Annotated in this window: 14 protein-coding genes; 4 read left to right on the forward strand and 10 right to left on the reverse strand. The window is 43.2% G+C overall.

Features of this window, described 5'->3' with window-relative positions; genetic code table 11:
* Positions 1 to 21: 21 nt before the first annotated feature.
* The 3 genes from EV146_RS03025 to EV146_RS03035 form a co-directional block, all read right to left on the reverse strand.
* The gene (locus tag EV146_RS03025; protein ID WP_132001739.1) at positions 22 to 2,604 is read right to left on the reverse strand and encodes a helicase-related protein; all 2,583 of its coding nucleotides are present in this window, start codon (positions 2,602 to 2,604) and stop codon (positions 22 to 24) included.
* A 206-nt stretch (positions 2,605 to 2,810) separates the two neighbouring features.
* Positions 2,811 to 3,098, reverse strand: a complete 288-nt coding sequence (locus tag EV146_RS03030; RefSeq protein WP_132001742.1) for a YxcD family protein — start codon at positions 3,096 to 3,098, stop codon at positions 2,811 to 2,813.
* The gene (locus EV146_RS03035; RefSeq protein WP_132001745.1) at positions 3,086 to 3,523 is read right to left on the reverse strand and encodes a hypothetical protein; all 438 of its coding nucleotides are present in this window, start codon (positions 3,521 to 3,523) and stop codon (positions 3,086 to 3,088) included. The genes EV146_RS03030 and EV146_RS03035 overlap by 13 nt, the downstream gene beginning before the upstream one ends.
* Before the next feature lie 378 nt (positions 3,524 to 3,901).
* Between EV146_RS03035 and qoxA the strand changes: the two genes are divergently transcribed.
* The 4 genes from qoxA to qoxD all read left to right on the forward strand — a co-directional run bounded on the left by qoxA (position 3,902) and on the right by qoxD (position 7,730).
* Positions 3,902 to 4,828, forward strand: a complete 927-nt coding sequence (gene qoxA, locus EV146_RS03040) for a cytochrome aa3 quinol oxidase subunit II (RefSeq protein WP_132001748.1) — start codon at positions 3,902 to 3,904, stop codon at positions 4,826 to 4,828.
* A gap of 66 nt (positions 4,829 to 4,894) precedes the next feature.
* Positions 4,895 to 6,841 (forward strand): cytochrome aa3 quinol oxidase subunit I, encoded by a 1,947-nt coding sequence (gene qoxB / locus EV146_RS03045; RefSeq protein ID WP_132001751.1) that lies wholly within the window; start codon positions 4,895 to 4,897, stop codon positions 6,839 to 6,841.
* Positions 6,841 to 7,437, forward strand: coding sequence for a cytochrome aa3 quinol oxidase subunit III (qoxC, locus tag EV146_RS03050; protein WP_132001754.1), 597 nt, complete (start codon positions 6,841 to 6,843; stop codon positions 7,435 to 7,437). Before qoxB ends, qoxC begins: the two co-directional genes overlap by 1 nt.
* 8 nt (positions 7,438 to 7,445) lie before the next feature.
* Positions 7,446 to 7,730, forward strand: a complete 285-nt coding sequence (gene qoxD, locus EV146_RS03055; RefSeq protein WP_121614052.1) for a cytochrome aa3 quinol oxidase subunit IV — start codon at positions 7,446 to 7,448, stop codon at positions 7,728 to 7,730.
* Between the two features lie 134 nt (positions 7,731 to 7,864).
* On the opposite strand, the gene EV146_RS03060 is transcribed toward qoxD, so the two are convergent.
* The 7 genes from EV146_RS03060 to EV146_RS03090 all read right to left on the reverse strand — a co-directional run bounded on the left by EV146_RS03060 (position 7,865) and on the right by EV146_RS03090 (position 13,525).
* A complete protein-coding gene (locus EV146_RS03060) occupies positions 7,865 to 8,098 on the reverse strand; it encodes a hypothetical protein (RefSeq protein WP_241993788.1) in 234 nt (77 codons plus the stop codon).
* A 461-nt stretch (positions 8,099 to 8,559) separates the two neighbouring features.
* Complete coding sequence (locus EV146_RS03065) at positions 8,560 to 8,736, reverse strand: DUF2187 family protein (RefSeq protein ID WP_219916223.1); 177 nt, start codon at positions 8,734 to 8,736, stop codon at positions 8,560 to 8,562.
* Between the two features lie 194 nt (positions 8,737 to 8,930).
* Complete coding sequence (locus EV146_RS03070) at positions 8,931 to 9,287, reverse strand: hypothetical protein (protein WP_121613145.1); 357 nt, start codon at positions 9,285 to 9,287, stop codon at positions 8,931 to 8,933.
* Positions 9,288 to 9,498: 211 nt separating this feature from the next.
* A complete protein-coding gene (locus tag EV146_RS03075; protein WP_132001757.1) occupies positions 9,499 to 10,362 on the reverse strand; it encodes a gamma-glutamylcyclotransferase family protein in 864 nt (287 codons plus the stop codon).
* Between the two features lie 252 nt (positions 10,363 to 10,614).
* Positions 10,615 to 11,268 (reverse strand): CoA transferase subunit B, encoded by a 654-nt coding sequence (locus tag EV146_RS03080; protein WP_132001760.1) that lies wholly within the window; start codon positions 11,266 to 11,268, stop codon positions 10,615 to 10,617.
* A gap of 13 nt (positions 11,269 to 11,281) precedes the next feature.
* A complete protein-coding gene (locus tag EV146_RS03085) occupies positions 11,282 to 11,971 on the reverse strand; it encodes a CoA transferase subunit A (protein ID WP_132001763.1) in 690 nt (229 codons plus the stop codon).
* Positions 11,972 to 11,986: 15 nt separating this feature from the next.
* Positions 11,987 to 13,525 carry an acyl-CoA carboxylase subunit beta gene (locus EV146_RS03090; RefSeq protein WP_132001766.1) on the reverse strand — a complete coding sequence of 513 codons (1,539 nt, stop codon included), beginning with the start codon at positions 13,523 to 13,525 and terminating at the stop codon, positions 11,987 to 11,989.
* Positions 13,526 to 13,535: the final 10 nt, after the last annotated feature.

Raw genomic sequence — 13,535 nt, forward strand, 5'->3', positions numbered from 1 at the left:
GCATGATTTGAAGGGTATATTCTAAGCCCACCGTTCGTGCCTTCGATTCGCTTTTCGATATTTAGCCTGATAACAGGAATCACATATTGGAAACTCGGAACGGTCAGGAAGCGGCTTTCCGCACCGTTTACACTTTTTACGGTAGTTTTCTACTTCATCCCTTAAATGGTGATGAACTTCGAGGCTGATTTCTTCTCTTGCCCTTTCCCAGTAAATAGCCTCCGTTTTCTTTCCAAGCCGGTATAAAAACAAAAGGTGGAGGCCGATTGCCTTATAAGACAATTCGAAATCCTCAAGATTCTTCCTTTTAATAACGGGTTCCGGAAGTTCCCGCCCATCTGCAATCGCCATGATGGTTTCAAGCCATTGGCGGATCAACGCAGGCTCTTTGGAAGAAAAAGGAAGGTGGAGGAAGCCGTATAGATCCATCATGGAAAATCGCGCCTCAATATCACTGTCACGGATTAACTCGTAGAGCTCCCTTTCCTCCGACAGTGAAGCTTTCTTTGTCCCTTTAGGAGGGATGAATTTTTCCCATAGTTCAAAGAATGTGCCCAGGTGGCGGTAATGCCTCTGGAAACGTTCAAAAACGGCAGAGGTCGGTGCAATGGCAAATGTTTGAATGGACTCATCCTGTTGTTCCAGCAGTCTGGACATAATTTTAATATCTTTTGCGAAAGCGACCTTCCCAATATCATAGATGCCTTTCCGTCCAGCCCGGCCTGCGATTTGCTTGACCTCCTGGGAAGTAAGCCGCCTTCTTCTCGTGCCATCAAACTTTTCCGTTTCCAGAAAAACAATTCGGCGGATTGGAAGATTCAGCCCCATGCCAATTGCATCAGTGGCAACTACGACGGTTGTTTGTCCTTGGTTGAACAGCTCAATTTGCCTTTTCCTGGTTTCCGGAGGCATGCTTCCATAAATCATCGAGACAGTATGGCCGCTCCTTTTTAGCTTTGATGCCGTTTCTAATACCTGTTTCCTTGAAAAGCAGATAAGTGCGTCGCCTTTTTTGGTATATTTTAAACTGAATTCCCGGTGCTCCACTTCCAGGGGGATATCCCGTGAATATTCTTTTAGTTCAATCTCTGCCCCTTCGAGGAGGTCCAGAAGCATCATTTTACTATTTCGGCTTCCGATAATATGAACTTCGCGGGCATTAGCCTTCATAATGGCTTTATACCAGGAAAATCCTCTGTCCTTATCTGCAATCATCTGGGCTTCATCAATGACAACAACCTCGTAAAAATCCTTTTCATGAAACATCTCGACTGTACTCGATATATGTTTTGCACCCGTAACGATTTTTTCTTCTTCCCCTGTTTTTAATGTACATGGCACGTTATCACCATTTAATCGATCATATACCTCCAGAGCGAGAAGACGAAGAGGCGCAAGGTATAAACCGCTGTCCGCTTCCTTCATTTTTTGCAGCGCATGATGTGTCTTGCCAGTGTTTGTTTCCCCGATATGCAATACATACCGTACATCCATGCCGAGCGAAGGAGTATAGGCGCGGCCAAAAATATCCTCGATAATCCGCGCTTCCTCAGCCATTTTCCTTTCAATTTCTGCCTGTTCTTCCGCTTTCCTTCTATCACGGTCAGCAACATCTTTTTCAAATATTTCCTTATGAACTGCTGGATCAAAGGGGATAATGGCAAGGCTGAGCAGATCATCTAGATACTCGTCCTGCAGTTCCTGAAAAAGTTCTATGGCCACGTCAATGATATTCTGGTCAAAAGCGTCACTAAAGTGCTGTTTTGTCAAATGTTCACCTGCAGTATCCAGATAAATATCGTTTAGATCACCAGGAATGCCTTCCATCAGCAAATCAGGCATGGATCCAAAAATATATTCAATTACCTTCCTTTCATAAAGGTCGTAATACGTTTCATATTCAAAGTGCCGTTTGCCCCAATCAAAAGTGGTTTGTACACCGCCGGTTAACTCTTCGAAGAACTCTGCGACAAGAGAGTAATCATTTCGATTAAAATTCCCCAGTTCAAGAAGCCGCTCTTCCAACCGGTTGGGATCAATGTATTCGTATCTAGTCTTATCTTGAAAGTCCGCCTTTATCTGCCGAGAAACAAAATGCCTGACATACAAATAAAGAAGGGAAAAGTTCTTGTTAACATAGCCATTAAAATATTCCTGGAGTTTTAAATGCAATGCAATCCGTTCCTCAGCCTGCTTTGCCTCCTGCTGTCTTTTAAAATAACCCTTTCTTGCCCTTCGGTACTGGGTTTCCCAGTCGGCTTCATCTCCTGAGTATCTCTTTTCTACCCAGCCAACCGCATCAAAAGGCTTGTAATCCCGTATTTCATCACGGAATAGCTTGTTGATGATTTTTTTGTCCACTCCTTCAGTCACGTAGCCTTTCTCCTTAAGGAATGCTTTTTTTTCTTTCTTTGGAACATCATTTGATGCCTTATTCAGCCAGACATTTCTCCAGATCTGTTCTACATACACTTTTCTTTCATCTATATAATCCTGATAAGAAGGAACATTCTCGTGCTCCTCCAAAAAACGGTCAATATCCTGAACAATTTTTTGTTTGGTTTGCTGTATTGCTGCGGGGTGTATCATTTCTAATTTACTCATCTGCGTCCCCTTTCCATGCTTTCTCTCTATTTTAACCAGGCTGTATGAATATCCTTTCAAAAAGGAAGAAAAAGGAATATATGTTCTTATCGCTAATTATAGTATGTTCATTCCCTCTTCCTTTTAACTCAAATCTTATTCCTGTAAAAGTCAAATATTCTCTATATAGAAAGAGCCTGTCCAATTCTTATGGACAGGCTCGATTGTTATCTTATAAAGGCGATAATCCCTTCTTCATCATCCAGGACCAGTTCTATTCCTGAAAAAGGATCACGGCCAAGTACTTGATCCAGCCACATTCTTAACGCTTCAATCATATTTTGCTTGACCAGTATCTGCTTTCTGCCATTTACATATGTTTCGGCAGAGAAGCCATAATCATCATCAAACATCAGTTCGACCTCAACATCCTCGGGTGTCACTTGTTTTTTATCAGCAATATAAAGACAGATGGCATTGACAACATCCTGCTCGTCAATTTTTAACGGCGCCATTGGTCTCGATCCTCTTGTTGCCTGTTTCGTTTAAAGGCAGATATGATACGGCTGATGAGCATGAAAGCAAGCAATATACCAATTATGTTGATTGCCATTCCTAAGATCGGTGCAAGACCGCCCATTCCGGCCAGAAGACCTCCAAACAGCAGTCCGGCAAGACCTCCATACATTAGTCCTCTCATCATTCCTCCGTTGTTTCTAGTTGCCGTACGATTGGTTGTATTTGTATTACGGTTGACCGTATTGTTCTGGTTGTTATCTGGATTAGTCACCCGGCTGTTATTATTGTACCGTTTTGTTCCCGATTTATATCGCTTTGCACTTACCTCTGTCTGCTGCTGCAGCTCCTGAAACACTGAGTTGCCAATTGGTGAAAAGACAATGGTGACTGCAACTACCGCTGATAATACTTTTTTTAACATAGCTTCCTCCTTGATGCTTTTTTTATTAGATTTTATTCCGGATTCTATAAATACGAATTAGTTGGACAAAGGTTTCATTTTTTTGTTTTACCCAGAAAAAATAATTATAACCTCAAGGAAAGTGTTTACAGGAAATTTACAATTAATGTTTTCATAAATTAGTCACAATTAGCCCCGTTAATCGAAATAACTTCTATGTTAAAATCATTTTAAAAGGACCTTCTGTGATTTTTATCACACTTTGTTCCACAAGTTTCCACAGGTTTAGGAACAAAAATCGATTATTTTGTGAACGCCCGAGCAAAGTATGTGATATAATGATCAAGGTTTGTGATATAATGATCAAAGTTTTTCCGAATAAAAGAAAGGGGTACTTGTATGAAATTTAAATGGACATTACTATCAGCCATTTTTACGATTGCCATGATGCTTACTGGTTGTGAACCATTGACCGTTCTTGATCCAAAAGGGCCGCAAGCAGAAAGACAGGCAAATGACATTATTTTATCAGCAGGAATCATGATGTTCATTGTCCTGGTCGTATTCGGTCTCCTGGCCTTCATGCTGATAAAATACCGGGCTTCAAAACAAAGCAAGGATTATGAACCTCCACACATCGAAGGCAATGTAATTGTTGAAGCAATTTGTGTAGGAATTCCAGTTCTTATCGTTGCATTCCTATCGTTTGTTTCTGTACAAAGTAACTATATTGTCGAAGCAACGCCAAAAGGATATGAAGATAAAGAACCTTTGGTTGTCTACGCATCTTCATCGAACTGGAAATGGCATTTCAGCTATCCGGAAGAAGATATTGAAACAGTCAACTACTTATATATACCAACGGACCGGCCGCTGGAGTTCAAGCTCTATTCTTACGGCCCGATTACAAGCTTCTGGATTCCGCAGCTTGGCGGCCAGAAATATGCAATGGCAGACATGGTCAACACTCTTCATTTAGCAGCTGATGTGCCTGGTGAATTCATGGGCAGAAATGCGAACTTCAGCGGGAAAGGGTTTGCCGAGAATACTTTCAATGTGACTGCTATGCCTGAAGACGAATTTGATGACTGGGTGAAAGAAGTAAAGGAAACGGCCAAGCCTTTGACTGAGGAGAAATTTAACGAACTGCTCGAACCAGGACATCTTGGACAAATGACATTCACTGGAACCCATCTGGAATTCCTTCCTCCTCCGGAAGGAGAAAATGGTGGACATAACCACGGTTCAACTGATTCAGATTCACATGAAGAACATTCTGATTCCGAGAATTCAGAAGAAGAACATACAAATCATAGCCATCATTAAGATTGATGCACGTCGCCTTGCCTGCGTCATAGGCAGGCGGCGATTTCCCGAAAGGAGTCACTAAGTATGGAATTTTTTGAACGATTTGCCGTACCTCATCCTAGTCCGGCAATTTATGCTTCAATGGTTGCAATCGGACTGACCGTTATTGCCATTCTCGCAGGCTTGACTTATTTTAAAAAATGGGGCTATCTCTGGCGTGAATGGTTAACGACTGTCGACCACAAGCGAATTGGAATTATGTATTTGATTTCGGCATTGCTGATGCTGTTCCGCGGAGGCGCCGATGCGATTATGATGCGTGCCCAGCTTGCTGTTCCAGAAAACCAGCTGCTTGATGCACAGCATTATAATGAAATATTCACCACCCACGGGGTTGTCATGATTATCTTTATGGCGATGCCTTTCATCATGGGATTAATGAACTTTGTCGTACCATTGCAAATTGGTGCAAGGGACGTTGCATTTCCCCGCTTAAACGCCCTTAGCTTCTGGCTTTTCTTTATGGGTGCAATGCTTTTCAATATTTCATTCGTAGTCGGGGGATCACCTGATGCCGGCTGGACATCCTATTTCCCGCTTGCAGGAACAGAATTCAGTGAATCAGTAGGCTCGAACTACTTTATGATCGCGATTCAGATTGCAGGTCTTGGTACCTTAATGACAGGGATTAACTTCATTACGACGATTCTTAAAATGAGAGCTCCTGGCATGACGTTAATGAAAATGCCGATGTTTACCTGGTCTGCCCTGATTACGAATGCGATTATCGTGTTCGCATTCCCGGTATTGACTGTTCTTCTTGCCATGGGAACAATGGACCGTTTGTTTGCAACCAACTTCTTCACAACTGATAATGGCGGCATGGACATGCTCTGGGCCAATCTTTTCTGGGTATGGGGACATCCTGAAGTGTACATTCTTGTTCTGCCAGCTTTCGGTGTATACAGTGAAGTTATTTCTACGTTTGCTCGCCGAAATCTATATGGCTATAAATCTATGGTTGCTTCAATGGTCATCATTTCACTGCTGTCTTTCCTAGTATGGGCCCACCATTTCTTTACAATGGGTCAAGGCGCATTAGCCAACAGCATCTTCTCGATTACAACAATGGCAATTGCCGTACCGACCGGGGTAAAGATCTTCAACTGGCTGCTTACCCTCTGGAAAGGGAAAATTGTCATCACTACTCCAATGCTGTACTCCATCCTGTTTATTCCGCTTTTCACTATCGGCGGAGTTACCGGAGTAATGCTGGGGATGTCAGCTGCTGACTATCAGTATCATAATACCATGTTCCTGGTTGCCCACTTCCACATGGTTATTATTCCTGGTGTCGTGTTCGCGATGCTTGCAGGCCTTACCTACTGGTGGCCTAAAATGTTTGGCTTTATGCTAAATGAAAAAATCGGTAAATCGGCTGCATGGACCATCGCCATCAGCACACTGGTTGCCTTTATGCCAATGTTCTTCTCCGGTTTGGACGGTCAGGCGCGCAGAATGTACACATACTCAGAATCGACTGGATTCGGCATCTGGAACATGATTTCATTTATCGGTGCCGCGGGGCTTGCAATCGGATTTGCACTGATTGTCTATAACGTGTATTACAGTGTCCGATACTCGCCTAGAAATATAAGTGCAGATCCTTGGGATGCACGTACACTTGAATGGGCGACACACAGTCCCGTTCCAGAATACAACTTTGCAAATGTACCGCAAATCGATTCGATCGAGACATTCTGGGATTCAAAGAAAAAAGGCCATATTATGTTCAAGGGTGACTATGAAAAGATTCACATGCCAAATAACAGCGGAATGCCATTTATTATGAGCTGTATCTTTTTTGCCTGGGGCTTCTCATTTGTATTTGCGATGTGGATCCCTCTCATCATCACGACTATCGGCATTTTGGTCTGCATGGCCCTCCGTTCCTTTGAAAAGGATCATGGCCACTATATCTCTGTAGAAGAAATTGAAGAAACAGAAACAAAATTGCGAGGTGCTAAATAATGAAAATAGATCACTCGCTTCCTCTTGAATACAGTACCGAAGAAAACCGCTTAAAAATATTAGGTTTCTGGATTTTCCTTGGTGCCGAAATCATGCTTTTTGCTACCCTTTTCGCATCCTATTTTGTTCTGGCGGATCGTACAGGAAGCGGACCTGCCGGCTCGGAAATTTTTGAGCTGACACCAGTTCTGATTGAAACCATCCTGCTGTTGACTAGCAGCTTTACCATTGGCCTTGGAATCCATGCCATGAGGATCGGTAATAAGAAAGCCATGATGACTTTCTTTGCTGTCACCCTTCTGCTTGGATTGGCCTTCCTGGGCTTTGAGATTTTCGAATTCTTTCATTATGTTCATGTTGGTGCCGGACTTCAAACAAGTGCCTTTACAGCCATGCTGCTGACTACCCTAGGGACTCATGGGGCGCACGTTACATTCGGATTTTTCTGGGGCTTAGCCATCCTCCTTCAGGTTAAAAAACGTGGTTTGACACCAGAAACAACGAATAAGTCCTTCATCTTCTCTCTTTACTGGCACTTCCTGGACGTCGTTTGGATCTTTATCTTCAGCTTCGTCTACCTGAAAGGAATGATGTAAACATGAATTTGAAAGAATTGTTTCCACGCAATCAAGTAATAGGGTTTGTGTTTTCGCTGATTCTTACCGCAGCAGCCCTGACAGTCTACTTTTTGGATCTTTCCTTCCAGGCTGGCATGACGGTGCTGCTTGTAACAGCTTTTATCCAGGCTGCCGTTCAGCTGGTATTGTTTATGCATGCTGGCGAAACGGAAGATAAAGGAGCGATTTATACCAATATCTATTATGGTGTCATCATTGCTCTAGTTACGATATTTGGCACATTGCTATGTATGACATGGGGATATATTTAAACAGACTAAGAGGGCGTCAATTCGGCGCCCTCTTTTTTATGGATAGATTTAAAAACCTATGAACTCCATGCTCTGAAGACAATATCCGTGACCATCATTTATTTCTTATTTTAACTCTTGTATTAAAAACCGTATTATTGCAAAGACCGGCTGCCTTTTTTTGTATTAGTAACCATTTCTTCAGAAATGACCAGGAACACGCCCATCAAGAAAATAAAGATAGCTCCCATGATTGTACCGATGCCTATCCCGGTCACCGGACTGTAATCGCTTACAAGGAACCCGTACATGAAAATGGCGATTCCGATTGTGAGGATTGTTCCCCCTACATATCTTACAGCGTTTAACATTTTAGAATAAGACTTCAAACGAATCAGCCTCCTTTTTATATATTATTCCTCTAGTTCACAAAATTGTCAAACTTTATTTTAATATTCCCGCCTCTTTTCTTGACAAACAAAATTATTGATATTTTCCTTTGCTTTCTTAAAATTATATGAATCATACAGGCTTAAGTTACAAATCTTAATAAATGGCATTCGATCTGATATCAGGAGGTGAGAAACCTGCCAAATAAAAAAAGGCCCGTTTCCTATCAGCAGACACTTGGAACCAAGACGGAAAAAATCAGGAAACAATCGGAGCAGGAAAACAAAAAACAGCAAAAATAACTGGAACTTCGTCTTATATAACCAGCATTAACCGGGCTGGCAAACGTAGACCAGCCTAGTAATGCCCTACTCTGTATTTCATTTTACTTTTCTGCAGAATTCCATATGATTTTGGGTCATCCCCTCTATAAAAACCTCTTTTGCCCCACCACTCCCCATCAAAGAATGACATAATTTTTATGTGCGATCACTGTCCGGTTATTCAAAAATTCCCGGTCTGAGAAGTTCTCAAGAATCTCAATAATAACCGAGTTTTCTTTTACTTTTTCAACTACCCCTTTAATTCCATGCATTGAAACGACTTGATCACCTACATGTGCAACTTTCACTTTCATCTTGCTCAACCCCTTTGCAAATTTTTAGGGATGTCCTTTAATACCCATCTCGTTTGGAATAATAGACTGATTTACAAAGATAGTACGGCAATTTTTTTGTGGCATCATGTGTTTTGTCACATTTGCTTACGGACTTTTTCAGTTTTACTTTGATGTAAGAAACGAAAAACAGGAGGGCGTTTGCCTCCTGTTTTTCAACCTGCAATCAAAGTTATAATGGTAACGATGACAGCTAATGCTGATACACCGACTCCTGCCCAAGCAGCATATAATGGTCTCTTACTGGCATTTTCATCCTTCAGCTCTTTCAAAGAATTTTTGATATCAACAATATCAGACTGGTTGGCGGCTGATTTTAATGATTCACGAAGTTCAGAGATACTTCGATCACGGCTTCGAAACATCTCTGTTAGTTCTTGTCTTGGAATATAAACACCCTCTGATTTTTTTTGCCATTCCCTGATATCATTCCTCAAATCACTAATGACCACTTCAAGCTGCTTGATTTGTTCTTCAACTACGGCTAAACGCTCATAATTTTCATTGCCCACTCCCTCACCCCATTTAACGGCAATCATTCAGATTTTCATTACTATTTTATGAGAGGGCCGGTCAATAAGGCATGGACAATCTACTATTAAAGTAAAATATTATTGTGCTCATGAAAATGCGATTCCCCAATAGTCAAACAAATTGCTCTTGTCCATACCAGCCCAGCAGGGAGCCTGCCCCTGGCCAAATACCACAGCCATTCTCCCTGCCCTATTGGAGTCCAAATTTCTCGCTAATTTCTTTTTTTAAGTTTTCAAGATATTCCGGGCTCAGAACATCGCTTCCCCCGCGAAAAATCTCCTGTAAATAAGATTTTGGAGGGGATGTTTCCGAGTCTTTTTCTACCACTGTAAAGCTCAGTACATTCATGACCTTTTTGCCATTTAGCTGAGGCTCCAGCACAATTGGCCGATAACACCCTTCCTTTACTCCTTCTCGCTTGAATAAATATGCCAGGCCTTCTTTTGTGATCTCATAGATTTTGCCTTCAACGATTCCACCTTCTTCTACTATGTCTGCTCTGCCCCCGTCAGAATATTTTTTGGCAAAGCGGAGCTTGTACCCTCTCAAAGTACCCCGACCCTCTACCTTCAGGAAACAGTGCTTAACTCCGGAGCGTATGAACCTTTCATCATCCATACAGCTTGCATAGGCAAAATAAAGGAATGATTCTTTGACTTTAAGCAAAGAATATACGCTCCAATCTCCACCTTCAATATGCTGAAGCTTATGCCTGTCTCCATCTTCCGGTAGTACATATACAAAGGCCTGAACAGTGCCGATATCAGTTGTAACTGTTTTTATAGTTCGGTTATAATGATTATTTTTTCCTGGACCGCAATAACCCTCAAAATCGTCCAGCTTTTTTAAAAGCTCTTGATCTACCTCATATAACTCACCGTAGACTCTCCCTGTTTCATCCTCTTTCAGGAATGGATAGCCATATGGCGAATCATAGAGCTTGCCATTTGTATAGCATTGTGCGGCACCACGCACTGAGTTCTGCAAGACATGTTGGTTTCTTTGACCCATTCTCAGTGTTCCATATACGAACACATAATATTTTTCCTCCATTCGCCCGCACTCCTTCTAAGACCAGATGTTCTTTATGGCTATTAACGATTTTTACTATAAAAGAACACCTCTGGCTGCGACTCTACCCTCAGGTTTTCTGCTTCCATGGTATGCTGGTCATTGCGGGAATATGCAGGCGTGCAGTTTTCATTAAAAAAGAACCTAAGTTTCTGAAGTATTTCAAGAAACTTAGGTTCTTTTTTTCACTATTAAAATGAACACTCAACTAATCCAGCTGAATGAACAGCTCTCTTAATAGGCGTCAAACTTCACATCTTTACCAACAATTAGTTCTGCTTCCGTACAGTCAAGGATCTGCTGAAGAGTGAAACCCACGGAGACTTCAATAAGCTTCAGCCCATCCTTTGTTACATCCATTACGGCCCGGTCCGTTATAATCCGTTCTACAACTCCTTTTCCTGTCAGGGGAAGGCTGCACTTTTTCAGGATTTTTGATTCCCCTTTTTTATTAACATGGTCCATTATGACGATTGTTTTTCGTGCTCCGTGAACTAAATCCATTGCTCCGCCCATCCCTTTTACCATCCTTCCAGGTATCATCCAGTTGGCAAGATCTCCTTCCTGGGAAACCTCCATGCCTCCGAGAATGGCTACATCAATATGTCCCCCACGGATCATGGCAAAAGACTCCGCACTGTCAAAATAGGCGGCACCTTGAATCGCAGTCACGGTTTCTTTGCCTGCGTTGATCAAATCGGCATCGACCTCCGCTTCGGACGGATAAGGACCGATTCCCAGAAGGCCGTTTTCAGACTGGAGGACCACTTGTTTATAGTCACTGATAAAATTGGCCACCATCGTGGGCATGCCAATTCCAAGATTTACGTAATCACCATTTTTAATCTCTTTCTCTGCCCGCCTTGCAATCTTTTCCCTTGTGTTCATCCGATCCCCCCCCTTAAGCTTGTATGGTCCTGCGTTCAATTCGTTTTTCCTGGGTCCCCTGAATCAAGGATTGAATATAAATTCCGGGTGAATGGATGATGTTGGGATCAAGCTCGCCAGTCTCAACAATCTCTTCTACTTCGGCAATTGTTGTCCTGCCTGCCGCCGCCATCATGGAGTTGAAATTGCGTGCTGTTTTCCGGTAGACAAGATTGCCCATTTTATCTGCCCGGCAGGCTCTGACCAGGCTGAAGTCCGAAGTCAATGATTCTTCAAGAAGGTATTCTCTGTTATTGAAGATTCTTGTTTCTTTCCCTGCTGCAATTGGGGTGCCCACCCCGGCAGGAGTATAGAATGCAGGGATGCCTGCACCTCCAGCACGGATCTTTTCTGCCAAAGTACCTTGAGGCGTAAGTTCAACCTCAATTTCACCATTCAAAAGCTGCCGCTCAAATTCTTTGTTCTCCCCAACATAGGAGGCGATGATTTTTTTTATTTGCTTGTTTCTCAGAAGAAGCCCAAGCCCCCAGTCATCAACACCACAATTATTGGAAATGATTGTAAGGTTTTTTACCCCCTTTTCCGCCAGGGCTTTGATCAGGTTTTCAGGAATCCCGCACAAGCCGAATCCCCCTACCATTAGCGTCATGCCATCCTGTATCCCTTCTATAGCTTCAAGAAAATCCGAAAAGATCCTTTTCATCAAGGCCCCTCCTTTTTAAACGGGATAAACTCCATGTTTTCTTTCTGTAAAGATCTGGTGTTTTGTCATATAAACTTCCAGCCGGACGGCAAGCTCTTCCCTTAAGGAGTTCGGCTCTACTATGTCATCTATGACCAATTCGGACGCAAGGCGGTAAACATCTATATCTTCCCGGTATTCTTCACGTTTTTCCGCTATGAATGAGGCTCTTTCCTTCTCTGGAAGTTCAGCGATTTTATTCGCAAATACTGCATTTACAGCAGCTTCAGGACCCATTACAGCAATGGAGGCCGTCGGGAGGGCAATACAGCAGTCAGGTTCAAATGCCGGGCCGGCCATTGCATACAATCCTGCACCGTATGCTTTACGGACAATGACCGTCAGCTTGGGCACGGTAGCCTCGCTCATGGCAGAAATCATTTTGGCCCCATGCCGGATTATCCCCGCTTTTTCTACATTTGTTCCAATCATAAAACCAGGAACATCGGCAAGGAATAACAGCGGAATATGGTACGCGTCGCAGAGAGTAATGAACTTGGCAGCCTTATCGGCACTATCCGGGAACAGAACTCCCCCCTTTACACGTGGCTGGTTGGCAACAATCCCGACAGGCTGGCCGTTGATCCGTGCTAGACAGGTAATCAGCTCAGGAGCAAACAGCTTCTTGATTTCACAAACGGAGTTCCCATCCACAAGACGTTCGATCAAATCATACATGTTAAAAGGGGCGTTCTGGTTCTTGGGGATCAGTTCAGCGATCGTTTTATCAGATGAAGCTGGAGCTTGAGGTTCGGCAATCGCCGGCTTTTCTGAAAAGTTATCAGGAAAATATGTTAAATATTCACGAGCATAATCAATTGCTTCCTCTTCGTTTTTCACCAGGACATCCCCGCATCCTGATACGGAGCAATGCATTTTTGCACCGCCCATTTCTTCCAGCGTCACTTTTTCACCAATGACCATTTCAGCCATCCTAGGTGAACCCAAATACATGGAGGCATTGCCTTCAACCATGACCACGATGTCGCAAAATGCGGGGATATAAGCGCCCCCGGCAGCAGAAGGTCCGAAAAGGAGGCATATTTGGGGCACTTTCCCCGACATCTTAACTTGGTTATAAAAGATCCGCCCCGCCCCTCTGCGCCCCGGAAACATCTCCAACTGATCGGTTATCCTGGCACCCGCAGAGTCGACAAGGTAAAGCATTGGGCAGCGGAGCTTATCTGCAGTTTCCTGAATCCGGATGATTTTTTCTACGGTCCTCTTTCCCCAGGAGCCTGCTTTAACCGTAGAATCGTTTGCCATGACGCAAACGGTACGTCCATGGATCTTTCCGATTCCGGTTACGACTCCGTCTGCGGGAAGGTCACCAGTGAGCGAATTCGCAAACAAACCGTCCTCTGCACGCAGGCCGTCATCCAGCAGCTTTTTCAGACGTTCTCTTACATAAAGCTTGCCTTGTTCCTGGTTTTTTTGGTGGTATTTCTCGTTGCCGCCCTGTAAGATTGATGTTCTTTTAGACTCGTAGTCAGATTTTGTATGCGTGTCGGTCATTGCGTTTCCT

This window comes from Mesobacillus foraminis (genome assembly GCF_004340465.1).
GTDB lineage: Bacteria > Bacillota > Bacilli > Bacillales > Cytobacillaceae > Mesobacillus_B > Mesobacillus_B foraminis.